The following is a 25898-nucleotide window of genomic DNA, read 5'->3' on the forward strand; positions in this document are numbered from 1 at the left end:
ATTTAAAGGAAATTTAAAGTTTGAGAGGATGCAATAATTCAATATAACCTATCACTTTAGTTCAATTCTGAAAAAGTCTTAGTAACGCTCGTTTCTCCTCTTGTATAAATATAGGTTTCTGGTTGGGTTATTTTTTGAGTTCGGACGATTTTTTCTGCCCGTGCCCAAAAATCTGTATCTTCTCCATAAAGAAAATGTTTAAATCCTTGTAACTCAAAAAATACATGTCTTTTACCAAAAAATGTTGGTCCCAAAACACATTCTCGGAGATTAATTTTTTGACCAGGATTATAATAATCTGCTAGCCAAATCTCTTCTTCGATTGTGAATCCACCTTCAATCAAGTCAATTTCTGGATGAGCTTTCATGTATTCAACACGCGACTCCAAATGATTTGGTTTGTATGTATCGTCGCTGTCTATAAATGTGATATATCTGCCAAAAGAAGCCTGAATTCCAGCGTTTTTAGCATAACACTGCTTCTTATTTCGGTGTTTCAAATAACGGATATTGTTAAATTCTTCAATATAAGGATTAATAATTTCAAAAGTATTGTCTTGGCTCCCATCATCAACTATAATCAGTTCCCAATACTTGAAAGTTTGATTAATAACACTATTAATACATTCATTGAGATATTTTGCTCTGTTATAAGTGCAAAGGATAATTGATATTTCCGGAATGATATCAAAGATTATGGGACTCATAATAGAATGTTGTAACCTTTAGCACTAAGTAGATGTTTTTCCAACTATAAACATAGCTTCATTATTCGGTGATGAAGCTATTTTATGATTTGCTGATATTCAATATACCAAAATTATAGGCAATGGGAATGCTCAAATTACCCAAGCGATCGCCCAGTAGTTTTTAATTCGGCAAAGCATGAACTTGCATTAAATCTAATTCGCGTTCAAAGATTTCATCAATGGGCAACATTTGACCATCAACAGTCATAAATTTATGGTCTTTTGTTGCCTGAATCACTGAACCATCTTCTAAGCAATATTCAAAGACCTCTTGTTGTCCGCGATCGTGCCACTGTGCTACAGGTTGAGTGTAAATATTCCCATAATTATCAACGCTATACACACTACATTCAATGCCTTTTTCGACAATTTTGCCAATGGGCAAAAATCCATATTCTACTGTCAATATTTCTGTATCATAACTCAAACAATATTCAGCAAACTTCAACATTTGCTCGAATAATTCTTCAGCTACTTGTTTTTTAACACCATTTTTTGCCGACCCATCTACGAATTTTTCCCGCTGCTTTTGCATCTCCGAAACTTTCTTTTTCCCCATCGCCCGACGTAGCAAGTCAGCTTGTCCTAGAGAATATCCAGCCATATCCTGAGCAATTTTCATGATTTGCTCTTGATAGACCATAATTCCATAAGTTTCGTCTAGGATTGGTTCTAAAATACTGTGTTGATAATCAATTATTTCTCGCCCGTGTTTGCGGTTAATAAATTTTGGAATCAGTCCTGCATCTAATGGTCCTGGTCGATAAAGTGCTAAAATTGAAGAAATATCTTCTATGTTAGAAGGCTTCAAATCTCGTACTATTTGACGCATTCCCGAAGATTCTAATTGAAATATTCCTTCTAACTCACCTGCTTCTAATAGTTCATAAGTTTTTTGGACATCTTTAGGTAAACTGCTATGTTCACCTTTAGCTAATATCCTCTGGGCTTTTCTTTCTTGGCGGGGAATTTCATCAGGATCGACGCGATATCCTCTGGTTTCTTGAATCAAATCCACAGTTTTTTGAATTAGCGTCAAATTCCGCAAACCCAAAAAATCCATTTTCAACAAACCTAATGATTCCAGGTCTTCCATGAAGTACTGGGTAATTACAGAACCGTCATTATTCTTCTGTAACGGTACAATTTCATCAAGTGGATCGGCAGAAATTACCACACCGGCTGCATGGACACCAAAAGTTTTATTAGTTCCTTCAATTCGCATCGCCATATCAAGCCAGTGGCGAACATGTGGTTCTTTATCATATTTCTCTTTAAACTCTGGTTCTGGAGTTTGATCGGAAATCATCACCTTGAGTTTAGTTGGTTTACCCCGCACCACAGGAATTAATTTCGCCATTTTGTCAGCTTCCCCGTAGGGAATATTTAATACTCTGGCGACATCTTTTAAAACTGCTTTAGAAGTTAGGCGGTTAAAGGTAATAATTTGAGCAACTCGATCTGTACCATATTTCTCTGTTACATAATCAATCACTTTATCTCGCTGTTCAATACAGAAATCCGTATCAATATCAGGCATGGATTTGCGTTCTGGGTTCAAGAAGCGCTCAAATAGTAACCCATGATGTACGGGATCAATATTGGTAATTCGCATTGCATAGGCAACTAATGAACCAGCTGCCGAACCGCGCCCAGGACCTACAGGAATATTATTATCTCTAGCAAATTTGATGTAGTCCCATACAACTAAAAAGTATTTGGAAAATCCCATCTGCTGAATCATTTTCAGTTCGTATTCCAATCTTTCTTTGTAGACGGAATCGACTTCATTGCGAGACTTGCGACTTAAGCGTTCTAATAATCCGTTCCATGCAACATCTTCGGCGTAAGTGTCAGCAGTATGACCGGAGGGGATTGGCGGAGTAGGAATTTGAGGCTCACCCATAATATGGTAAGGCTCGACTTTATCGGCAACTTCTTCAGTGGTGGCGATCGCCTCTTCAATCACATCATCCAACAAATGGTCGCGAAATAGCTGCTTCATCTCTTCACCAGATTTGAGATATTCAGTGCCGCTATAACGCATCCGCTTGTCTTCAATAATTAATTTGCCAGTTTGAATACATAGCAAAGCGTCGTGTGCTTCCACGTCAAAACACGAAATAAAATGCGAGTCATTGGTAGCAATAAATTTAATCCCTAATTCCCGCGCAATTTTAACTGTTTCAACATTCACAATCCGGTCTTCTTGGGAGCCGTGGTCTTGAATTTCTAAATAATAATCATCACCAAATACATCTTTATACCACTGAGCAACTTTCCGCGCTGCATCTGGTCTACCACTGAGAATCGCTTGGGGAACTTCTCCACCTAAACAAGCGCTAGTCACTATCAAACCTTCACGATATTCTTTGAGTAAATCTTTATTAATACAAGGACGAGAAAAAATTCCTTTGCCTTGAACACCTTTGAGGTGAGAAATTGTGGTTAATTTAACTAAATTTTTGTAACCTTTAGTATTTTTAGCTAAAACAACTTGATGATATTTCGGACGGCGTTCTTGTTTTTCAATATCACCGTTAATTACATACATTTCATTGCCAATAATCGGCTTAATATTTTGACTACGGCAAATTTTGATCAATTCAACCGCCCCATACATGACACCATGATCCGTAAGGGCGATCGCTTTCATTCCCAGAGCGATCGCTCGATCCACCAACTCTGGTAGCTGACTTGCTCCATCGAGCAAACTATAGTCACTGTGAATATGTAAAGGGACAAAGGACATATGCATCTCCAAGCACAAGCCAAAAATATCTCTAGGGGCTTACCCTTTCGAGCCGGATTTTGCAAAGCAACGGAATCTTAGATTAGCAGTTTTTACCCAAAATAAAGCTACTGTTTTCCGGATTTATCACTGTCACAAGTGTTGTTTTAATAGTTACAGCCGTTAATCAGCATCTAGCCAATGAGTCATACAGAGACTACTACTTCACCTGAAACCAAAGCTAGCCCTTGGTGGCAGCGTATCCCTCTGACGTTACAAATTCTTATCGCCTTAGTAGCGGCCGTCAGCGTGGGAATTGCCCTTGGTGCGGGAAATCCTAGTCCAACCAACGCCACTCTTATTAACAATTTAGCAATTCCTGCTGAATTAGTATTAAAGGCTCTCCGTGCCTTAGCTACGCCCCTAATTTTGGTAGCGGTGTTGCATACCTTGATGACTACAAATATCCCTGGTACAGCCGGACGGCGGCTAGCAGTGTTACTTTTAACCAACACTACCGTAGCTATCTTGGTGGGACTTTTGGTTGCAAACGTTTTGCGTCCAGGAACTTGGGGCAACGTAGTCACTTCAACAACTACACAAATAACTGCTCAAAGTATTGACCCTTGGGGACTGCTCAAAGATGCTGTACCGGAAGCTGTCCTCAAGCCCTTAGTTGATAATAATGTTATCCAACTAATTGTGATTGCCTTGAGTTTTGGCATCGTCCTGCGGGCATTAAAATCGGAACAAATTGCCCAAGGAAAGCACGGATACCAGCCCATTGAGGATGTCATCGGGATTTTATTTGAAGCGGTAGTCCGCATCCTCAATTGGGTAATCGCCTTAGTGCCTTTGGCAGTCTTTGGGATTGTTGCTAAAACTGTCGCTATGCAGGGCTTTACACCCTTTAAGTCTTTGGGTGCATTCATCATAGCGGTGCTGCTAGCACTAGCATTACAAGCGTGTTACTACCTCACCAGAGTCAAATTAGGTTCTTGGGTTGACCCCTTAAAATTTTTAGCTGGCGGTTCTGATGCCTTTTTGACAGCTTTCTCTACTTCTTCTTCTGCGGCTGCCATGCCCGTAACCTTTGAGGTTTTGCAGACAAAAGTCGGTTTAAGGGAATCTTCTGCCGCGTTAGGGGCATTAGTCGGGGCAAATTTCAATAATGATGGTACTGCCCTCTATGAAGCAATGTCTGCGTTGTATATTTCTCAACTGATTGGGCAACATCTGAGTTTGCCACAGCAGTTAATTGTCATCCTCACCTCGATTTTCGCATCTGTGGGGGCGGCGAATATTCCCAATGCTGGACTAGTCACAATGACACTGGTGTTTACTTCTGTAGGTTTACCTACTCAATACATCGCTTTGCTAGTAACTGTAGACTGGTTTTTGGATCGTTGCCGCACTGCAATTAATGTTATGGGAGACATGACTGTTAGTACTTTATTGGACGGCAAAAAGCCCCGTACTCTGGACGAGGCTTAAGCAAGTCAAAAGTCAAAAAAATTAAACTCAGTGCTAGTAACGAATTTAGCTGCATAAGTAGGCAAATTAAATGTGGCATAGCTTAATTTGCCAGCTTTGGTTAAGTGCAGCACCTTTTTAACTAGCTAATGCTGTTGGGGTCCCTTAGCATCACATTCTTTAGTCCAGCAACGCTCTAAAAGTTGAAGACGCCACATCAATGCAAAGTGATGGGGATTTAATACTAATTTAGCGTCGCGGCTAAATAAGGGTTGGTTGAGATACTGCCAAAGGGGAAATTGAATTTTGGTGTGTTTTGGAGCCATAAGAACGACAAATATTATAAACGTTTAGTGGAAATAGTTGACATTTTGTCTAGTAACTGAGTCATACTCTTTTTCTAGTTAAAGACTACACCGTGTTTTTGCAATTGTCCTGGTTGCAATTGCGGAAATTCGGCAAGTGAATTATGTTGTTTCCGCTTTAATACTTAGCTCAACTTTATCCATTTTTTGGCAACGCTCGAGTTGACGCTGAAACCTTTGTAGGACAAGAGCTTTACTTTTTACATTTCATTGCCAATCAGTGATATGGAAAAAGTTTCTGCCAAACAGCTAGGGTTTTTAGCGTATCAAAATAACTAACTTCTTAACTTGGGAAAAAGTCGAGCTTAGAAGATTTTTGAAAATTTGTAACTGATATATCAAAAAGTTTAAATCCTCCTTTTTTAGGAGGATTTTCAGATTGTCGTAAATTGCTCTAAAATCATCGAAAGTGACGGGAAATTCCATCCTCTTATGGTTGGAGAGGGATAGTTGCCCCGTCGGATGGGGGATTGGTAAGGGACTTCCAGAAATTAAATTATTCAATTTTGCCAGAGAAGACGATCGTTAGATTGTTCCTTCTCTGCAACGCCAGCGTCCCCCGGTTACTGAGCGACTTGCCCTGACTTGTGCCGAGCGGACTTGTACTGAGTTTCGACTACGCGGAAATCGAGCGTTCGTGTAGCGTCTCCGTTAGGAGAAGTCGAGATTCAACTACCGCAAAGCCGAAGTAGCCGAGGTAGCGTAGTCGTTGGCGCAGCCTCTCCTAGAGAAGGGAGTCGAAGTATGCTTCCCCTGCTCACCGAAACGATGGGATATTTTTTAGTTGGAAGTCCCTAACTTCTTCCCCATGCCCCATGCCCTTGTGGATGGAGTTTTTCATCCGAATTGCTTAGGGAAACTTCCGTTCTCGCACTTCTAGGGCATAATCTTGCACGGCTTTAGTAATCGTCTCCCGTAAATTTGTGTAAACTTTGGCAAATGGTGGATTCTTCTCTGCAAGACCGAGAACATCTGAGGTAACTAAAACCTGACCATCACAGTGAGTTCCCGCACCGATACCAATTGTGGGAATTGTAAGTTTTTGTGTAATCTGCATTGCCAAATCTGCGGGTATATGCTCTAAGACTAGAGAAAATACACCCGCTTGTTCGAGAGCGATCGCTTCAAGTAAGATCCTCTCACTCGCCTCTTGCGTCTTTCCTTGTTGTCGCAAACCAAGTTGATGTACTGATTGGGGTGTTAAACCCACATGACCCATAACCGGAATTCCGGCTTCTACTAAACGAGCTACAGTTTCAGCGATCGCTGGATAGCCGCCTTCTAACTTTACCGCCTGAGCGCCCGTTTCCTTCAGTACCCGTCCAGCAGAATGCATCGCTTGTTGAAGACTTTCTTGATACGTCAGAAATGGTAAATCTACAACTACTAAAGCCCGTTTAACCCCACGGCGCACAGCTTTAGCGTGATATATAATTTCATCTAAAGTTATTGGCAGTGTTGTTTGATACCCAAGAACTACTGCCATAGAATCACCCACGAGGATTAAGTCTACACCAGCTGCGTCGAGGAGTTGAGCGATCGCATAATCCCAGGCCGTCAACGCCACAATTGAACGTCCCTGTTGTTTCCATTGAATTAATTGCTGGGTAGTGATTGCCATTTTTTGAGTGCTGAGTAGTGAGTGCTGAGTAGTGAGTGCTGAGTTAGGAGTTAGGAATAAATATAGGAGTTAGGAGTCAATAATTGAGAGTTTAATTTAATTCATAACTCTTAACTCTTAACTCCTAACTTGTTACTTCACGGCGCGACTGAAAGCAAGATGGGGTTTTGCACTGCTCATTTTCGGCATTAACCAAGCTAGACCTTCACTAGTGCCAATCCATAATTTATTGCCAATGTCAGGTGCAAGGGCAAGAATCCGACTAGAAGGAAGTCCAGCAACTTCTGCGTCTAACACAGCTCCTGTATTTGGATTTAATCGTAACAAACCATTGTTAGTGCCCACCCAGACACTACCATCTTTAGCAAAATGTACTGCTGTCACGTCACGCCCACGCAACCGAGTCACAGACCGCAATACTGCACCAGTTTTTGGGTTAATAACTAACAAATTATTCGGCATTCCCGCCCAAATCAACCCTTCTGGACTGATAGCTAAGGCTTGTACGGTGGTTCCTGGTAAATCGGCGATTCGCTTCATAATTCCAGCACTGGCAGTATTGACCCGTACCAATCCATCAAGGGTGCCAACCCACAGATGACCTTCAGCATCTAAAGTCAAGGTATTAGCACTGACACCAGGCAGATTTTTTAATGTTGTCATAATCAAGCCTTGGTCGGGACTAATTAGGGCTAAGCCATTGTCAGTTCCAGCCCACAAATAACCTCGTTTGTCAACTAACAGTGACAAAATCCGTTTAGAAGGCAAAAATAAATTCTGCGCGGTAATTTCGCTAGTTCGGGGATCTACTCGCATCAGTCCCCCATAACTTCCTACCCACAACCGCCCTACTTTGTCTTGGGCTAAAGCCCCAATGGCAACATTCGGTAAGCTAACACGAGAGACAATCTTACCCGTTTTCGGATCAATGCGCGATAGTCCCCGCCAAGAACCTACCCAAAGATTACCTGTCACATCTTGCAGTAAGTTAGCGACACGATAATCCGTTTGTGGCGAATTTTCTTCCACTCCTCGCTCATCGGGTAAAGGATCTACTCGCGGTGGCGGTGCTGAAGATGGGTAAGCGGGGGTTAAATCAGATGAATTAATGTCAGGGGTTTTTTGTGCCCATCCTATACTCGGTAGAGCGATCGACCCCAGCAATATAAAAGAACTAATTAATAAACTAGTACGCTTGCAAAACAATACCACGGTGACATTTCCTTTGGAGACAGTACCCATAGCCGTTACCTCAACTAGCTTTTGGTTAACTTCAGTGTTCCCCTAGCTGGGATTTTTTAAACATTAGGGGCTGGGGACTGGGAGCTGGAGAATGGGGAGATGAAAAGAGAATTTCACCCCACCACCCCATCTCCCCACACTTTCAATACCCAATACCCAGTCCCCAATCACCATTGATGACACTTTGTAAAGCGTTTGTAACAAAATGTTTAAATCTTTATGTAATAACAAAATTAAATAGATAAGTTAAAAACTTTCAAAGAATAACTTATCGAATTCTTGATATATTGTGAAACAAGTTACAAATTACGTGGTGTGCAATTTTTTATCTTTTGGTCAACACTCTGCTAAATCTGTGTCAAGTAAATTCTTTTCTGGTATCTTTTCCATCAACGGAAAGATATAAGGAGTGTAAAGGCGGGAATGTGTGCCAGCTAGGCCAATCCCCTAAATACCCCGGTTTATGGTGGAATTATCTAAATGCTACCCGCAAAATGCGGAAGTTTTGGTGAAATTGAGAAGGTTTAGTTGGGTACGAAGAAGAGGTAAAAAAGAATTTTGATTCGTAGGAAGAGGGGACAGTAGAAGCGCTAGGTCGTGTATCCCTAGGAAGGGAGAACACTGGTGAGGAGGGCTACCACCGCTACCAAAGTGTCCGCCGCAAAAAAACTGCTAACCTCTGCCAAAGGCAACCCTTAACAAAAAATTTTCCCGATCTTTCCCTCAGTTCAAGGGGCAAAAGGAGGTGAGGGGAAGTTGCACAAAACGTGATTTGATAAATAAAAGAGTGACTTCAGGGAAGGATTAAAATATGTCTTACGCTCAAACGAAGACTCAGAGCAAATCTGGGTATCAAGCCGGGGTTAAAGATTACAGACTAACTTATTACACACCCGATTACACACCAAAAGATACCGATCTTCTAGCTGCGTTCCGCATGACACCCCAGCCTGGTGTTCCTCCCGAAGAAGCAGGTGCGGCTGTTGCGGCTGAATCTTCCACAGGTACCTGGACAACTGTGTGGACAGATTTGCTCACCGACCTCGATCGCTACAAAGGTCGTTGCTATGATATCGAACCAGTTCCTGGTGAAGACAACCAGTACATTTGCTACGTTGCCTATCCTTTGGACTTGTTTGAAGAAGGCTCTGTAACCAACGTTTTGACCTCAATCGTCGGTAACGTGTTTGGTTTCAAAGCTCTGCGCGCACTGCGTCTAGAAGATATCCGCTTTCCAGTAGCTTATATCAAGACTTTCCAAGGACCTCCTCACGGTATCCAAGTTGAGCGCGACAAGTTAAACAAATACGGTCGTCCTTTGCTGGGTTGTACAATTAAGCCCAAGTTGGGTCTTTCCGCTAAGAACTACGGACGCGCTGTATACGAGTGCTTACGCGGTGGTTTGGACTTCACCAAAGACGACGAAAACATCAACTCGGCACCGTTCCAAAGATGGCGCGATCGCTTTTTGTTCGTAGCTGAAGCGATCGGCAAAGCCCAAGCTGAAACCGGTGAAATCAAAGGTCACTACCTAAACGTTACCGCTCCTACCTGCGAAGAAATGCTGAAACGGGCTGAGTACGCAAAAGAACTCAAAATGCCCATCATCATGCATGACTACCTCACCGCAGGTTTCACCGCTAACACCACATTGGCTCGTTGGTGTCGCGACAACGGTATCTTGCTACACATTCACCGTGCTATGCACGCTGTAATTGACCGTCAAAAGAACCACGGTATTCACTTCCGTGTATTGGCTAAAGCCTTACGTTTGTCTGGTGGCGACCACATCCACACCGGCACCGTAGTTGGTAAGTTGGAAGGTGAGCGCGGCATCACAATGGGCTTCGTTGACCTATTGCGTGAAAACTACATTGAGCAAGACAAGTCTCGTGGTATTTACTTTACCCAAGACTGGGCTTCTCTACCTGGTGTAATGGCAGTTGCTTCTGGTGGTATCCACGTATGGCACATGCCCGCGCTGGTAGAAATCTTTGGTGATGACTCAGTACTACAATTCGGTGGTGGTACTCTGGGTCACCCCTGGGGTAACGCTCCTGGTGCAACCGCTAACCGCGTCGCCTTGGAAGCCGTTGTTCAAGCTCGTAACGAAGGCCGTAACTTGGCTCGTGAAGGTAACGATATCATCCGCGAAGCTGCCAAGTGGTCTCCTGAACTAGCTGTTGCTTGCGAACTGTGGAAAGAAATCAAGTTCGAGTTTGAAGCAATGGATACCGTCTGATCGAAAGCTAGGAGTTAGAAGTAGAGACGCGATGAATCGCGTCTGTACAAGAGTTAGAAGTAGAGACGCGATGAATCGCGTCTGTACAAGAGTTAGGATTTCGATTAATTCATAACTCAATAACTCATAACTCATAACTCTTTAGGGCTGGGGTCAAGCATGAATCTGAAGCAAATTGCGAAGGACACAGCCAAAACTCTCCAAAGCTATCTGACTTATCAGGCTCTAAGGACAGTATTGGCACAGCTAGGCGAAACGAATCCTCCTTTAGAACTTTGGCTGCATAATTTTTCTGCTGGCAAAATTCAGAATGGTGAATCGTATATTGAACAACTGTTGCGAGAAAAACCAGATTTGGCTTTGCGAATCATGACTGTCAGAGAACACATTGCCGAAGAAATTGCCGAATTTTTACCGGAAATGGTTCGCACTGGCATTCAGCAAGCCAATATGGAACAGCGACGCCAGCATCTAGAACGCATCACACGAATAGACACATCTAACCCCAGTCTGCAACCAGAACAGCAAGCAACTTCAGATCCGAATTTGGATAACTTATCCAATTAGTTCGGTCAACTTAGTAGTAAAAATCACAACCAATTATCAAAAGCTATGCAAACTTTACCAAAAGAGCGCCGTTACGAAACCCTTTCTTATCTCCCCCCTCTCTCTGACGCTCAAATTGCCAAGCAAGTCCAGTACATTTTGAATCAAGGTTATATTCCAGCGATCGAGTTCAACGAAACTTCTGAGCCAACAGAATTATATTGGACAATGTGGAAGTTGCCTTTGTTCGGTGCTAAATCTACTCAAGAAGTATTGAGCGAAGTTCAAGGATGCCGTTCTCAATTCAACAACAGCTATATTCGGGTTGTGGGTTTTGACAACATCAAGCAGTGCCAAGTTCTCAGCTTTCTTGTTCACAAACCCAACAGATACTAAAGTTGTTCGGCTTGAAGTAATTTGTTGATGACAAACAGGAGAGGTAGAGTTATCTGCCTCTCCTATTTACTAAGCAGGGTCTGGGATGCATGACAAAATTTACTCCTAAGTGTGATGAACGTGGTGTAAATGAGCTACAAACGCAGGAGAGAATGTCTAGAGAAATTGCGTAGCGTAGCCCGTCGGAAATCGCTCTTTACTGAACAAATCAAAGATTTAGGAATTGATCCAGAAATATTGGATTAGGAAATATTCTCATCTATTAATAATACATCTTCATATATTTGGGCGATCGCACAACGAAAATCAACGCTAGCTAAATAAACTTCTTCCTCTTTTCCATAGGGATAAAGTACCCAATGTCCTTCCTCATTGCGGCGGAAGCATTCCACAGTCGTTTGCTGCGGTGAAATTAGCACATATTCTTGTAGTGATTCTAAGTGTCGGTAGCTGGCAAATTTCTTGCCTCTGTCATAGCCTTCTGTTGACTCAGAAAGCACTTCAATAATTAAGCAAGGATGAGACTTAAAATATTCAAATTCTTTATCTTGTGTATCACAAGTCACCATCACATCAGGATAAAAATAGCGATTTATCACATCAATTTGTGCTTTCATGTCTGCCATATAAACACGGCAATCACTACCCCGGAGATGATTTCGCAGTAGCAGTGATACATTCAGACTAACTGTGACATGAGCATCACTCGCTCCTGACATTGCGTAGACTTGCCCATCAATATACTCATGTTTAATTTCACTAAATTTTTCGCCTTCTAGATATTCTTCTGGGGAGATGTAGTACTCACTTTGGCTAATGACCATTTTAGGACTTTAGTAGTTTTATCAAACATTTTAACCCATAGAACAAATTCAATGAGCCACAGTCCCAGCAGTTGGCTTCACCTTTTTGAAGAATAAAACGGCAATGCCACTAAGTAACAATGCAATGCCAATAAAGTAGAAACAATCGTTAAAAGCCATTACAAATGCTTCCCGGCGGACGAGATTAGATATGGATGCGATCGCCTGATTTTGTGCTGTACTTAAATCTGCTCCGCGACTGATAAAATACTGTGTCATTTGTTCAATTCGCTGTTGAGTTTCTGGGTTATATAAAGAAACTCCATCGCCCAATCTATTCGAGTGAAATTGTTCTCTGTTAGTTAACAAAGTTGCTAAAGAAGCAATTCCGATAGAACCGCCCATATTCCTCATCATATTAAATAAACCACTTGCTGAACCTGCTTCTTTGGGACTTAATCCAGCAGTGGCGATCGAAGTCAGCGGCACCATAATTAGAGGTTGTCCCATTGCACGGACAAATTGCGACCAACGTAACTGATCTAATCCAGTTTCGTTAGTCATTCCAGAGTTCATAAATGCACTAATAGAAAACAAAGTCACGCCAACAGCTACCATTAACCGTACATCAATACGTTGGATTAATTTGGGTATGAGGGGAATAATAAATAGTTGGGGAATACCAGCCCAAATTAATACTTCACCAATTTGCAGCGCATTATATTTTTGAATTTGGGCAAGATACAACGGTAAAATATAAATTGAACCATATAATCCTACTCCTAGGGACACATTTACAATACTGGCTAAACCAAAGTTACGCCTAAATAAAAGCCGCAAATTAATAAATGGTTGTTTACGAGTTAATTCTATAAAGAAAAATATCGCCAAAAAAATTACCGCGATCGCACTTAAGCGCACAATCAGCGCTGAACTAAACCAATCTTTACGGCTACCTTCTTCTAAAACAACTTGTAGGGAACCTAATCCGATCGCCATTGCAATAATTCCCCACCAATCACCTTGTTTTAGTAAACTAATTTGGGGATTTTCTTGCTTAATTCCGTACCAAACCCCAGCGAGCATTAATGCCCCTGGGATTAAATTTATATAAAAGTTGTATTCCCAACCAAAATTTTCGGTTAACCAACCTCCTAATGTCGGGCCAATTGATGGGGCAAAAACTGCACTAAAACCAAATGCCGCCAACCCGATTGATTGCTTGGATGGCGGTAAACTCGTTAGCACAATTGTCATAGCGGTGGGAATTAATACTCCGCCACTAAAACCTTGTAAGGCACGAAATAAAATCATGGAATTGAGATCCCACGACCAAGCACAGCATATAGAAAACAAAATAAATAGTGCAGTATTCACTAACAAATAACGTCGTAGTGAAAATACTCTTGATAACCATCCGGTTAGAGGAATAACGACAATTTCTGCTACAAGATAGGCAGTGGAAATCCAAGAACCTTCTTCTAGAGTTGCTCCTAAGCTTGCTTGAATATCTTGCAGCGAAGCATTAGTTATTTGAATATCTAATACCGCCATAAATGCACCAAGCATACTGGCTAATACACCAATCCAAGTTCTTAGCGGTACACGATCTGGCGGGATAGGAGGATTTGAGCCTTGCTGACGAATTACACCTGTATTAGCCATAGTGTTGTTTCAGTTTCAAGGTTAAGTAGCAAAAAAATCATGATTAAATCTTATAGCTCTCTTGGGCTTTTTTATCATTTGTTATTCATCAAAGGTATGGGAAGGATAGCCGCGGCGTCGGTATTAACTGTTGAGTGTTGACTGATGACTGTCAACTTGAAATCCCGTCCCCTTTTAGGGATGGGATCAGCTTAATTGTTTCGCCATCAATGACCAATTACCTACTTAACTTCCACAGCAACTTCCGCAGACATCCCAGGTGTAATCCGCGATTCGTATCCTTGGATACTCTTTTGGTCGAAAACTACTTTTACGGGAATGCGCTGTACGATTTTGGTAAAGTTGCCTGTAGCGTTATCTGGTGGCAATAAGGCAAACTGAGCGCCTGAAGCTGGGGAAATGCTGTCAACACGACCAATAAAGGCATGATGAGGAAAAGCATCTAGCTTGATTTCTACTGGTTCTCCTGGGCGCATCTTTTCTAATTGGGTTTCTTTGAAGTTTGCAACTACCCAATACTGGTTATCCACGATCGCCATTAGCGGTGTTCCCGTTGCAACTCGGTTACCAACTTCCACGTTTTTCCTACCTATTCGTCCAGCACTGGGGGCGGTTACATTGACGTAGGATAGCTGCAATTGTGCGTCTTTGAGCGATGCTTCTGATTGGGCGATCGCGGCTTTTGCTGCTTCGTATTGACTGCGTTTGACTGTGGTATCTTGACCACCGGCTGTTGCTTGTTGCAAGCCTCCTTTGGATGCAGCCAATTTAGCTTGGGCGCTAGTGACATTTTCTTGGGCTTGTGCTAATTGAGATTGGGCTTTAGCGACCCCAACTTTGGCAGAGGCTAATTTAGCTTGGGCTTGTTCTACTCCCTGAACAGCAGCGTTTTTCTGGGCTGTAGCCACATCATAAGCGGCTTTGGCTGTATCTAACTGCTGACGAGCGATCGCCCCTGTTTTATACAATTCGTTGTAACGATTGTAATCTGTTTGGGCTTTTTCCAAGTTGGCATTTGCTTGGGCTACCTGGGCTTGGGCTGCGGGAATCCCTGCTTGGGCTAACTGAACTTCCGCTTGGGCTGCTGGTATGCCGGCTTGGGCTTCTTTAACTGCTGCTTGGGCTGTGGAAATTGCTGCTACTGCACCGCTGACATCGCCTTGCGCCTGAGTTGTCTTACCACTGGTGGTTTGTGAAGTTAAGGAAATATTTGCTTGGGCTGCTTGCGCCTGACCACGGGCATTTTCTAGTGCGGCTTGTGCTTGTTTTACTTTACTTTCATAGTCCCGTGGATCTAATTTCACCAACAACTGTCCTGGTTGCACCAGTTGGTTATCATTCACCAACACTTCACTGACAGTTCCTGGAATCCGGCTACTAATTTGGTGAATGTTTCCCGCAACGGTGGCGTTATCAGTTTCCTGGTGAGTGGAGGTATATTGCCAGTAGTGATAACCAAAAGTACCAGCAACGATAGCACCCACGCCCAATCCTGCCAAAATCAAAGCATTCGGTTTTTTACGCTTCGGCGGAACTTCTTTTTCCTCAGGAGTTATAACAGGTGCTTCTGTTGTCTTTGTAGTAACAGCTTCTAAAGTCTCTGAATCAGTAATCAGTTCTGGTTCTAAAACTGGGGTTTTTTGTTCCTTGCGTCCGTTCAAAGTATTAGCGCCCATGATTGTTAATTCCCTTATTCAATGATTTGATTGATAGTCGTTTATTTAGAATGCGTAGTATTTCCTAATAAAAATGACCTTTATGAGAATACGTAGTATTTCCTGATAAACAAAATTGCTTTTTCTTAGTATGCGTAATATTATCTCAAGACAAATCTTAATACTGCTTCCTCCGGTCGGGTGATTGTGGCATCTTCAATTAGGAGAGGTTAGCGATCGCCTTATTCAATATTTGGGAAAACACTTCTCTCTCTGCAAAGGGAATACCACTCATTGCTTCATCACGAACGGCTGCGGCGATTGGAGGTAAAACCGTTTCCAGTTCTCTACCCGCATCCGTTAGCCAGATTCGCCAAATGCGGCGATCGTGAGTATCGCGTTCTCGACGCACCAAGCCGCGTTCTTCCATGCGATCGAGTACCCCCGTTAAAGTACCACCCACTTGTTTGAGTTTGTCCCCAATACAAGAAGTCGGTAAACCATCTTCTTGCCAAAGACAGCACAACACCAACCAGTGAAATGGCGTCAATCCAAATGGTTCTAGTCTGTCAGTAAACCTGCGTCCAAGTAGTTGTGAGAGTAATTTAATTCTGTAGCCCAAATTGTATGGTGCAAGATTTTGCTGCCACGACTCTAAAGCTGAAGATTGATTATATGTAGAAACCATCTGATAAAATGCTTAGCATACGTAATATATTTATATTAGCTAAAATAATCTACTTTGACAATATAGTAATCCTAAATGAGTTACAACAAGATCCCCGACTTCTTGAAGAAGTCGGGGATCTGAGCGTCTCACTAGAGAGCAAATCAAATATGACTGGTATAGCTTAGGGCAGTACTTGAATAAACAGATACTCTTTGACAGTACCGATAATGCGGTAAGGTTTGGATAATTTAGAAGCTCGATCTTTATAAATCCAAGCATAGCCAAAAGCTGGTACTTCGGAAATAGACGCTACTGGTTTGTCTTGAGTAGCAATATAGAAATCGAGTAATACTTGAATTTTATCGTCGATTTGTACATAGTATATTGGATTGGTTCGGAGAATTGAAGCGATCGCATTTTGTTGCAGAAAAACCCTCAAAACAGGGTTATAGTCACTTAATAGACCGATACTCCCCATCGCGGCCAAAGCCAGCCAACAGGGAATTAACCAACCGAGAATCCAGTAACGACTGGTGAGAAACTTTTTCCCAAAGTGATAACGGCTAATCCACACCACAGGTAAGATTAACCAACCCAATCCCATCGCCAAGCCAATAGTTGCATACTCGCGGATATCAGAACTACCCCAGCCAAAAACAACAAGACTGGCGATGATAAGTAAAACACCTAAACCACCAAAGCCATAACTAAGATTTCGGGGAAGATTCTCTTTGATAAAAAGGTTTAATATATTTTTTTTCCCATTTTGAAAAGAAAATTGTGATGGAATTCCCAGATCGTAAATTTTGCCTAGCCAGTTTAAACCTACAGATGCAAACAAAGCGACGAAGGGATAAAGACAAAGACTATAGTGAGAGAAACGAGTCGTAAAAATACTAATTTCAACAAATAAGACTAATGGGAATCCAAATAATATCAAATGGTAGCGAGGGAGACGGCGAAAACACAAAAATAGTCCTAAAATTCCCAAAAAAGCCCAAGGAAATGCTTTTAAGGCAATATTCCAAACATAAAATAGCGGAGTAGTATGATAATGATCGTCAGTGCTTTGATGTATGACAAACTTTAACAACTCCTCAAAACTCCCATCTCCATAATGTAAAAAACTCAGCCATAACCAAACGAAACTAGGAATTAAACCGACCAAAAAACCTAAATATAAAATTGGGTTAGCAAGATGACGATGACGGCGATGACCCCAAATTAAATAAGGCAATAAAGCTATAATTGGTAAAAAAATCATAAAGCTTCTGACTAAGAACCCTAAAGCTAAACTGAAACCTGCAATAAAACTCCAAATATAGTAATATTTCCGATTTAATTCTGCCTTAATAAAAGACAAAATCGCTAAAAGTACCAAAAGAATCATTGGGATATCAGGTGTACTTAGGCGACAGGATTGCAGCCAGAGAAACTCCACACTTAAAATTGCACCAGCTAGCAAAGCTAGTTTTTTCCCCAGGATAATTTTGCCGATTTCATATACAACCCAGAGGCTGAAAATACCTGCAATCATGCTAGGAAGACGCGCACTAATATCATTCACACCAAATAGTTTATAGAAACTGGCAATTAACCAATAAGGACCAGGGGTTTTATGATGTGCCTTTTCCCAAGGTGCTATCCAATTACCAGAATCAAACATCAAACGCGCTCGTGAGGCATAAAGCGCTTCATCATGTGCTATCAGACTATTGTATCCAGAAGTAAATATTAATAAAGGTAGTATCCAAATTAACAACCTAAAGTGTGGTAATGATACTACTACCCAAATTTTGCGCCAAATATCCTGCAAGAAGTGTAATTTATAGAACATCGATATTTGTAAGAATTGAATGTTACTATTTAGACTCGTTTATCGTAAATTAAAGGGTTTAAGATTTGCAACGTCAACATGTAGCTCCAGTTACTCTGAGGGATGTTGCTACAGTCAGGCTCTAAATCCCCTTAAGTAAGTCTCTTGAGTTTTGAATTTTGAATTTTTAAGTGTCTTGCTGTTATTAAAATATGTTACATAATGCTTGTTGAAAAATACCTGAAATTACAACATTTTCGGAAAAACTTCTCCAAAACAGAAATTTATGCAGCTAAAACCAAATCAACGCCTAAAATTAGACGACACAGACGATAAGCTGTTCTATGCCTATCCCCGCTTCGTCACCCATGTCGATGAAGGATTTATTCAACAGCTAACGAATTTATATCGCGATCGCCTCAAACCGGACACCCGCATCTTTGATATGATGAGCAGTTGGGTTTCTCATTTGCCAGAAGAGATGCAGTTTTCCCATATCGAGGGACATGGACTTAATGAGGAAGAATTAGCACGTAATTCCCGCTTAAATCATTACTTTGTCCAAAATCTCAACGAAAATCCGCAGTTTCCCTTGCCAAATGAAGATTTTGATGCTGTTCTCAACTGCGTATCTGTGCAGTATGTGCAATATCCAGAAGCAGTATTTTCGGAAATTCACCGCATCCTGAAACCTGGAGGTCTAGCAATTATCAGCTTTTCTAACCGGATGTTCTTTCAAAAAGCGATTCAAGCTTGGCGAGAGGCTTCAGAATCAGATCGAGTCGAATTAGTCAAAAGCTATTTCGCTTCAGTACCAGGATTTACCACCCCTGAAGTTATTACTCATAAATCAATATTACCGAATTTTTTACAGTGGTTGGGCGCACCTGGAGGAGATCCGTTTTATGCTGTTATGGCTTATCGTAGTTAACTAAAAATCTTTTACAGAAGTAGTTACGATGCACATAATGGCTAATAATTAAAATTATGGAGCCAAATGTTGAGATTCGCCGCTTGTTAGATGTGATGCCTGCTTCTGGTCGGATGACGACAAAAATTGTTAGCAAACCGGAGCAGGCAAAAGTGATTGACGCCTCCTTTCCCCAACCCTGGAATCAGGGGCGACCGATATATATTAATTTTGATTTGTGGCGTCGCTTGACAAAGCCACAACGAGACTTATTGCTGTTGCAGATGGTTAGCTGGTTGACCGGGGTGAAGTGGTTTAAACCTGATATTTATCAAGGTGTAGTGTTGGCGGGGTTATTAGGTGGATTATTGGAAGCAGTACAGTCGGATGTGGTAGGTGTAGTTGTCGCAGGGGGATTAAGTGCGATCGCCCTTACTCGTATCTGGCGCACTAACAAATCTCAAGAGTCAGAGTTAAATGCTGATACAGCAGCAATTAAAATAGCACAGCGGCGAGGTTATTCAGAAGTTGAAGCAGCGCAACACCTATTATCTGCAATTGAGGCGGTAGCTAAAATTGAAGGGCGTTCCAGTTTAAATTTTACCGAGTTGATTCGTTGCCAAAATTTAAGAGCGATCGCTGGGTTGTCACCAGTAGGTATGCCAGACAATTATAAGTAGACACGGGGAAGAGTTCAGAATACATCGCTCTGAATAATTCAAGAGTCAGGAAAATATTTGGTGAATGAATAACTTTTATTTACCTTGTAATATATATCGAATCATATTTTTTATCTTAATAAACTAACAGTGCTAAAGAAAAAAATCATCAAATATACTTCAAGAGCGCCTTTTTATTCTCCTTGGTTTATTATTATAATTTTTTCTGTCCTTGGTTTAATCGGTATTCTCAACCATTCGATGTGGAGAGATGAACTAAATCCCTGGCTTATTGTCAGAGATAGTGAATCTTTGGATGATTTAATTGCAAATATTCATTATGAAGGTCATCCTGTTCTCTGGTATTTTTCTCTAGCAGTTATGAGAAAAATAGTAGATAATCCTATTATTATGCAAATTTTTCATTGGGTAATTACTGTTATTTCTGTTACTATTTTTTGCCTATATAGTCCTTTTAACTATCAACAAAAATTTCTGTTTTCCTTTGGTTTTTTCCCTTTTTCCGAATATCTTTTAGTTTCTCGAAACTATGCGTTTAGTATGTTGTTTGTTTTCGGATTCTGTACAATCTTTTCATCCAGAAAAACAACTTATGGTTATTTGGCAGTTTTATTAGGTTTGCTAGCAAATAGTAGCGCTCATGCGTTATTAGTATCATTTTCTTTATCATTAACTTTGCTAGCTGAATTTTGTTTTGATAGCGAACATCGCCAGCAGTATTTTAGCCAAAGCCAAAAATACGACTTATTTTTAAGTATTTTAATTATTATATTTTCTTTTATTTTATCTATTTATATTATTACCCCTCCAACAGATAGTTATCTTTATGGTGGATTAAATAACGGTTGGGTGACGCAATTAGATATGCGTCATTTATTAAGAAGCATAGGTAGAATATTTGGTAGTTATTTATTAATTATTCCTGCACATAAAAAGTGGCTAGATTTAATTGTTTGTGCGATTGTTGCTCTATTTATTATAGTTTTAACCTTAATTAAATTATCTAAAAAGCCAGTTCCTTTCTTTTTATACCTTATAGGTAATTGTGTAATATTTGCCTTTACATACTTCAGATTTATAGGTATGATTCGGCATTTTGGACATTTCTATTTAATTTTTATAGCAGCTTTATGGCTGGGAAGTTATTATGAAGACTCTAAGGTTTTAGTTAATAAGTTTTCTATTAATATAAATTCAATTAAATTTGTAGAAAAATGGCATCATATAGCTTTGATGATAATTCTTTATGTCCAGTTTTTCGGAGGTATTTATAGTTTTTCCAGAGATTTAATTATCCCATTCTCTGCCAGTAGAGAAACATCTCAATATATTCAGAAAGCTGGGCTAGATAATGAGTTTATTGTTGCCAGTCGAGATGCAAATATGGCTCCTTTATCGGGTTATCTCAATCGAAAGTTTTACTATCCTGAGCTTCAAAAGATGGGAAGCTTTACCCTTTTTAAAACAGGTCGTAAAGATGTCGAACAAGCTGAGATATTGAGCCAAATTAATTCTCTACTTAAAAATCAAGCTCTGCAAAAGAAAATTTTGCTGATTTTAAATAATAAATTGAATGTTAACCGGAATGATTTGAAAATTGTTCCGATCAAAGATTTTCAGAGAGATTGGGTGGATAGTGAACGATATTATCTTTATTGGGTAGATCGAGCATAAGGATAATAGCTGCGGTACTTTTACTCAGTCTACCGACCTGGGAAACCTGCTAAGCTAGGGCTTTGTGCATTTAAGCCAAGGGTTCTAGGCTTTAGAAGACAAGTGCAAGGTATGAGCCTCCAACTAGCGCGATTACAGTCTTAGTACATCAGCCTTTGACTAGGTTGCCGCCAGTGATAACTAGCTGCGATGCGTAAGGCTACTTTACACTGGAATAAGAGAACGTGTCGTTCACTGGCGTTAGATGTCAGAACTGAGGAGTTTATTCATACCTTCTCGGTGTTGGTTATGAATTACTTACCTCGTGTGGGAAAACTTAACTTAAATTCTGTCAGTTAGTAACGGAGTTGATGAGAATGGGTAACTTTATTATTTTTGTCTTGGTAGTGATTTATGCAGGTGGTGTTTGGAAGTTTTGGAATGGATTTGGGCTGACTAATTTTAATCCGACTTTGACCAATCGCATTGGTTTATCTTTGCTATGGCCTGCTTTGTTTATTACAAATCAATCCTATCGTCGAAACTTTAGAAAGGCGTTAAAGGGCTAGAGTTTATTATTAAGTCTAACGTCATCTGCTACTTAGGGTGACATATATCTCAATATAAATCTAACCCCAAAACCCCCCTTTCTTATTAAGAAAGGGGGGTTGGCTTTACTCGTCCTAAAAGGAGAGAAATTAGGGAAGGGATAAGTTAGTGGTGTTTACTACTTGGGAAGTATCTGAGCTGATGAATTACGAATTATTTATGATTGGTGAGGAGATTGATTGCTGCACCAGCTGCTGCACCATCAATAGCATTGCCAAGAGTATCTCTCTTATCGCCAGTAATGACGCCGGTCAATGCGCTAGCCCCTGCACCGACTGCGGCATCTTGACCAAGGTTGCGGTGACGGCGATCGCCTCTGAGTCCATTTGCACCATTGACAGCTGCACCAGTTACACCACCCTTAACAGCATTACCTAAGAAACTGCCATTACCCCTAACAGCTCCGGTTACCACATTGGCCGCAGCCCCGATACCGATATCTCTTAGTACTTGGTCATCAGCAGCAGCTGGTTTAGCGGGAACTAAGGTCACACCAGCTAAACTTGCAGCCATGAGGCTAGGTAGAAGTGTGCGTTTTAGGATTGTATTCATCGTGTTACCTTCTCAAGACATCAAACAATTGGCTAAAAGCCAAAGTTCCTGGAGTCGGATAAAATCTGATTTTTTTATCTGAACAACAGTAACTATTTATTATTCGAGAACACATACATGATGACATTTACAGAATCATAATTACTTCTACTCAAAGCATGAATTCAGATTCAGTCTAGAGAAGGGCTTGGTAATTTATTAGATGGATCTGGAGATTACACCTTGACAAAATAGATTAAATATATATTCTAATTTTTCAGAGATGAAAGTTTGATTTTTTATGACTAGTAGGCGATCGCTCATTTTCAACCGCATAGTGCTTACCCTATCTATCTAAAGGTAGTTGCCAAAATAATTAAACTAACTCGTCTGGGTTAATATTTAATTCTCTTAGCTTAGCAGCCAAGCGTTTTACTCGCTTCTGCTTCACGACTAGCTATTAGCAATATAATATCCTGTTTGGTGGACAAACCAGCATCACTGACAGTTTTGATGTGTTTGATGCTAATTCTACTCAAACTATTATAAATCCCGAACATTCTCTAAAAATACTTCTACTTTTTCTCCAAAACCTTAACTTTTTTATAACTTTCCTTAAACTTTGAACAACTATCTTTTGAGACAGTAACCAAAATTAAGTTCATTTAATTGTCTGCACTAATTTGTGTGGACACCAAGCATTTTGTCGCCAAATACTACTTCGATTTCTGTAGCCAATAATTTTTACTGGGGTTGAGTTTAATTAATCGCTCAGTCCATAGACACACAATTGCTGTGATTAATCGTATTCACAATACTTTAAGGAGTAGTCGGCATGGCTGATACAAATGGCAACGGTAGAAATGTCATTATTTTTGTTGCAGATGGATTGCGTAACGGTTCTATAAACCCCACTGATACCCCAACTTTATATGGTGTCCGTCAGCAGGGAGTTACTTTCGCCAATAGTCATTCGTTGTTTCCGACATTTACCACCCCGAATGCTTCGGCGATCGCCACAGGACATTATCTTGGTGATACAGGTGACTTTAGCAACACTATCTACACTGGTTTTCCTAGTCCTAATGCCAATGGTACTGTGACGCCATTCATTGAAAATGATGCAGTTCTGGGGGATATTGATGAAAAGTTCCCCGGTAACAACTTTTTAGATGAAGAGTCACTTTTAGCTTATGCGCGATCGCAGGGTTTTAACACCGCAGCAGTTGGAAAATTAGGACCTGTTGCCATCCAAGATGTCACACAAGTGAACCGAGAAGGCGGCACTACAGGTACTATTCCTACTCCCAATACAATCATTATTGATGACAGTACAAACGGTGTAACACCGCCTACTACGGCTGCTGGTTCACCTGCTGCTGTTCCACTCGATCCAGATATTGTTGCTCGGTTGCAAGCCGCTGGTTTAGATGTAAAACCCACACCACGAGTCCAACCAGCAGGTAACAATACAACTCCTGGCACCCTGAATGCCAATGTGGCTCAACAAAAATACTTTGCAGATGCCACAACCAAGGTAATTTTACCTAAATTTCAGGAAGATGGTAAACCATTTGCATTAGTGTACTGGTCAAGAGATCCCGATGGTAGTCAACACAATCAGGGTGATAGCTTAAACAGCTTGACACCAGGTATTAATGGTCCTACTTCCAAAGCTGGGGTCAAAAATGCCGATGATAATTTAAAGCAACTTCTTGACTATCTCAAGAGTACAGGTTTGGACAAGACTACTGATGTCTTTATTACTTCCGACCACGGTTTTTCTACCATCAGCAAACAAGCCATTGATAGCCAAGGCACAAAAACTACAAGTTATGCTGCAACCCAAACGTATGCAGACGTAAATCAGGGATTTCTACCAGTAGGTTTTGTGGCGATTGATTTGGCTCACGATCTAAATCTACCTCTATACGATCCTAACCCTACGACCCTGCCACCAGACCTCAACCACATCCAGTATGCGACTGTTGATGCCACAAAAGGTCAACATTCGGTTTCTGGGAATGGTGTAATTGGTGGTACAGGTCAGGTAATTAATGGCCAACTCGATCCAGGCGCAAAGATAGTTGTAGCTGCCAATGGTGGTTCTGACTTAATTTATCTGCCCAATGGCAATGCTGACTTTGCTAAACAGGTAGTGAATTTGCTCTCACAGAAAGACTACATCAGTGGTATTTTTGTAGACGACGCTTATGGAAACATCCCTGGTGCTTTACCTTTGAGTGCGATCGGGCTAAAAGGTAATGCTCAAACACCAGTTCCATCTATTGTGATCAACTTCAAAACCTTTAGCACCGACCCAACCAACCCAAACAACCCTCAAGCACAGGTAGAGATTGCTGATACAACATTGCAGCAAGGACAGGGGATGCATGGCAGCTTTGGTCGAGGTGATACCTTCAATAACATGGAGGCTATTGGCCCTGACTTTAAACAAGGCTATGTAGACTATGCACCCGTCAGTAATGCCGATGTCACACCTACCCTTGCGAGTATTCTGGGTTTGAACATTCCCAGTAATGGCGATTTGAAAGGTCGTGCCATTACAGAAGCACTTGTGGGAGGTCCCGATGTAGTTTCCTCTACGAAAGAAGTCTTGACTTCAGAAGGAGCTACTAATGGTCAAGCAACGATTTTGGATTCTCAAAGTGTAGGCAATACTCACTACTTTACAGCCGCTGGGTTTGATGGTCGCACTGTTGGACTAACAACATTAGACCTGCAATTTGGTTCTACTAACAGTGATGATGTCAGCCTCAAGCCAAATCAAACCTTATTTACAGGTGATGGAGCAGACTTTGTAGAAGGTGAAAAAGGTAACACAATCCAGACTGGAATCGGTGATGATACGGTAATAGTCGGCAGTAACTCTTCTGTCTCCACAGGGGATGGAAACGATCAAGTCTTCATTGGTGCCAATAGCCCTGCTAGCAACACCACTGCCGATGGTGGCAATGGTGATGACCAAGTTACCGTAGTCCAAGCCAGTGGTACTAATAACCTGTTTGGAGGCGCTGGTGCTGATAGTCTGACAGTAGTTGAAGGTTCCCATCAATTATCCTTCGGTGGCTCAGGCAATGATACCCTCAAGAGCGAAGGTAGCAATAACCGTCTGTATGGTGGTTCTGGGGATGATAAACTCTTCTCCGCTGTTAATGATTCGCTGTTTGGTGGCGATGGTGATGATGTGCTATTTGCCGGTCAAGGAGGTGGTAATAGCCTCAGTGGTGGTGCTGGTATTGACCAATTCTGGATTACTAACGGCAGTTTGCCAACTAGTAAGAACATTGTGACTGATTTTGCGATCGGTACTGATAAAATCGGGCTTGGTGGTATTGGTGTTAGTCAATTTAGTGCTTTAACACTGTTGCAACAAGGTACTGATACTCTGGTGAAAATCGGAAATACAGAGTTGGCTTCTTTAGTTGGAATTACATCAACTAGCCTCACAGCAAATGATTTCGTTTTCGCTACTAGTATAGGTTAGTTCCAAGATGATTACAGCTAAAATTTCAGAACA

20 protein-coding genes are annotated in these 25898 nt (G+C 41.1%); 9 read left to right on the top strand and 11 right to left on the bottom strand.

The annotated features are described in order from the left end of the window. Positions 1-56 precede the first annotated feature (56 nt). On the bottom strand, positions 57-707 hold the full coding sequence (locus ACFG4S_RS19075) for a glycosyltransferase family 2 protein (protein ID WP_392530604.1): 651 nt from the start codon (positions 705-707) through the stop codon (positions 57-59). 163 nt (positions 708-870) lie between these two features. After that, positions 871-3501, bottom strand: coding sequence for a DNA polymerase III subunit alpha (locus ACFG4S_RS19080; RefSeq protein ID WP_392530605.1), 2631 nt, complete (start codon positions 3499-3501; stop codon positions 871-873). 180 nt (positions 3502-3681) lie between these two features. On the opposite strand from ACFG4S_RS19080, the gene ACFG4S_RS19085 reads away from it, so the two are divergent. After that, on the top strand, positions 3682-4974 hold the full coding sequence (locus tag ACFG4S_RS19085; RefSeq protein ID WP_392530606.1) for a dicarboxylate/amino acid:cation symporter: 1293 nt from the start codon (positions 3682-3684) through the stop codon (positions 4972-4974). A 125-nt stretch (positions 4975-5099) separates the two neighbouring features. Here ACFG4S_RS19085 and ACFG4S_RS19090 read toward each other — a convergent pair whose 3' ends face one another. The 3 genes from ACFG4S_RS19090 to ACFG4S_RS19100 form a co-directional block, all read right to left on the bottom strand. After that, positions 5100-5279, bottom strand: coding sequence for a hypothetical protein (locus tag ACFG4S_RS19090; protein ID WP_392530607.1), 180 nt, complete (start codon positions 5277-5279; stop codon positions 5100-5102). 889 nt (positions 5280-6168) lie between these two features. Then, positions 6169-6939, bottom strand: a complete 771-nt coding sequence (gene panB / locus ACFG4S_RS19095) for a 3-methyl-2-oxobutanoate hydroxymethyltransferase (RefSeq protein WP_392530608.1) — start codon at positions 6937-6939, stop codon at positions 6169-6171. A gap of 132 nt (positions 6940-7071) precedes the next feature. Continuing rightward, a complete protein-coding gene (locus ACFG4S_RS19100) occupies positions 7072-8181 on the bottom strand; it encodes a two-component regulator propeller domain-containing protein (RefSeq protein ID WP_392530609.1) in 1110 nt (369 codons plus the stop codon). 811 nt (positions 8182-8992) lie between these two features. Between ACFG4S_RS19100 and ACFG4S_RS19105 the strand changes: the two genes are divergently transcribed. The 3 genes from ACFG4S_RS19105 to ACFG4S_RS19115 all read left to right on the top strand — a co-directional run bounded on the left by ACFG4S_RS19105 (position 8993) and on the right by ACFG4S_RS19115 (position 11365). Next, positions 8993-10423 carry a form I ribulose bisphosphate carboxylase large subunit gene (locus ACFG4S_RS19105; protein WP_392530610.1) on the top strand — a complete coding sequence of 477 codons (1431 nt, stop codon included), beginning with the start codon at positions 8993-8995 and terminating at the stop codon, positions 10421-10423. 159 nt (positions 10424-10582) lie between these two features. After that, on the top strand, positions 10583-10990 hold the full coding sequence (gene rcbX, locus ACFG4S_RS19110; protein ID WP_392530611.1) for a RuBisCO chaperone RbcX: 408 nt from the start codon (positions 10583-10585) through the stop codon (positions 10988-10990). A 45-nt stretch (positions 10991-11035) separates the two neighbouring features. After that, positions 11036-11365 carry a ribulose bisphosphate carboxylase small subunit gene (locus ACFG4S_RS19115; protein WP_069072884.1) on the top strand — a complete coding sequence of 110 codons (330 nt, stop codon included), beginning with the start codon at positions 11036-11038 and terminating at the stop codon, positions 11363-11365. A 242-nt stretch (positions 11366-11607) separates the two neighbouring features. Here ACFG4S_RS19115 and ACFG4S_RS19120 read toward each other — a convergent pair whose 3' ends face one another. The 5 genes from ACFG4S_RS19120 to ACFG4S_RS19140 form a co-directional block, all read right to left on the bottom strand. Continuing rightward, on the bottom strand, positions 11608-12189 hold the full coding sequence (locus ACFG4S_RS19120; protein WP_392530612.1) for a Uma2 family endonuclease: 582 nt from the start codon (positions 12187-12189) through the stop codon (positions 11608-11610). Between the two features lie 48 nt (positions 12190-12237). Beyond that, positions 12238-13833, bottom strand: a complete 1596-nt coding sequence (locus tag ACFG4S_RS19125) for a DHA2 family efflux MFS transporter permease subunit (protein WP_392530613.1) — start codon at positions 13831-13833, stop codon at positions 12238-12240. 221 nt (positions 13834-14054) lie between these two features. Beyond that, positions 14055-15509 (bottom strand): HlyD family secretion protein, encoded by a 1455-nt coding sequence (locus ACFG4S_RS19130; protein ID WP_392530614.1) that lies wholly within the window; start codon positions 15507-15509, stop codon positions 14055-14057. 199 nt (positions 15510-15708) lie between these two features. Next, a complete protein-coding gene (locus ACFG4S_RS19135) occupies positions 15709-16176 on the bottom strand; it encodes a MarR family winged helix-turn-helix transcriptional regulator (RefSeq protein WP_392530615.1) in 468 nt (155 codons plus the stop codon). A gap of 163 nt (positions 16177-16339) precedes the next feature. Beyond that, positions 16340-17995, bottom strand: a complete 1656-nt coding sequence (locus ACFG4S_RS19140) for an ArnT family glycosyltransferase (RefSeq protein ID WP_392530616.1) — start codon at positions 17993-17995, stop codon at positions 16340-16342. A 265-nt stretch (positions 17996-18260) separates the two neighbouring features. Here ACFG4S_RS19140 and ACFG4S_RS19145 point away from each other — a divergent pair, with 265 nt between their 5' ends. The 4 genes from ACFG4S_RS19145 to ACFG4S_RS19160 all read left to right on the top strand — a co-directional run bounded on the left by ACFG4S_RS19145 (position 18261) and on the right by ACFG4S_RS19160 (position 21786). Further along, complete coding sequence (locus tag ACFG4S_RS19145; protein ID WP_392530617.1) at positions 18261-18905, top strand: class I SAM-dependent methyltransferase; 645 nt, start codon at positions 18261-18263, stop codon at positions 18903-18905. Between the two features lie 56 nt (positions 18906-18961). Further along, positions 18962-19564 (top strand): DUF3318 domain-containing protein, encoded by a 603-nt coding sequence (locus ACFG4S_RS19150; protein ID WP_392530618.1) that lies wholly within the window; start codon positions 18962-18964, stop codon positions 19562-19564. Positions 19565-19693: 129 nt separating this feature from the next. Continuing rightward, on the top strand, positions 19694-21238 hold the full coding sequence (locus ACFG4S_RS19155; RefSeq protein WP_392530619.1) for a hypothetical protein: 1545 nt from the start codon (positions 19694-19696) through the stop codon (positions 21236-21238). Between the two features lie 356 nt (positions 21239-21594). Beyond that, positions 21595-21786, top strand: a complete 192-nt coding sequence (locus ACFG4S_RS19160; RefSeq protein WP_392530620.1) for a hypothetical protein — start codon at positions 21595-21597, stop codon at positions 21784-21786. Positions 21787-21979: 193 nt separating this feature from the next. Here the strand turns inward: ACFG4S_RS19160 and ACFG4S_RS19165 are convergent, their stop codons facing one another. Then, a complete protein-coding gene (locus ACFG4S_RS19165; RefSeq protein ID WP_392530621.1) occupies positions 21980-22378 on the bottom strand; it encodes a hypothetical protein in 399 nt (132 codons plus the stop codon). Positions 22379-23192: 814 nt separating this feature from the next. Here ACFG4S_RS19165 and ACFG4S_RS19170 point away from each other — a divergent pair. Then, complete coding sequence (locus ACFG4S_RS19170) at positions 23193-25865, top strand: alkaline phosphatase family protein (RefSeq protein ID WP_392530622.1); 2673 nt, start codon at positions 23193-23195, stop codon at positions 25863-25865. Positions 25866-25898: the final 33 nt, after the last annotated feature.

The sequence above is a fragment of the Nostoc sp. C117 genome, assembly GCF_043099735.1.
In the GTDB taxonomy this organism is placed as follows: domain Bacteria; phylum Cyanobacteriota; class Cyanobacteriia; order Cyanobacteriales; family Nostocaceae; genus Nostoc.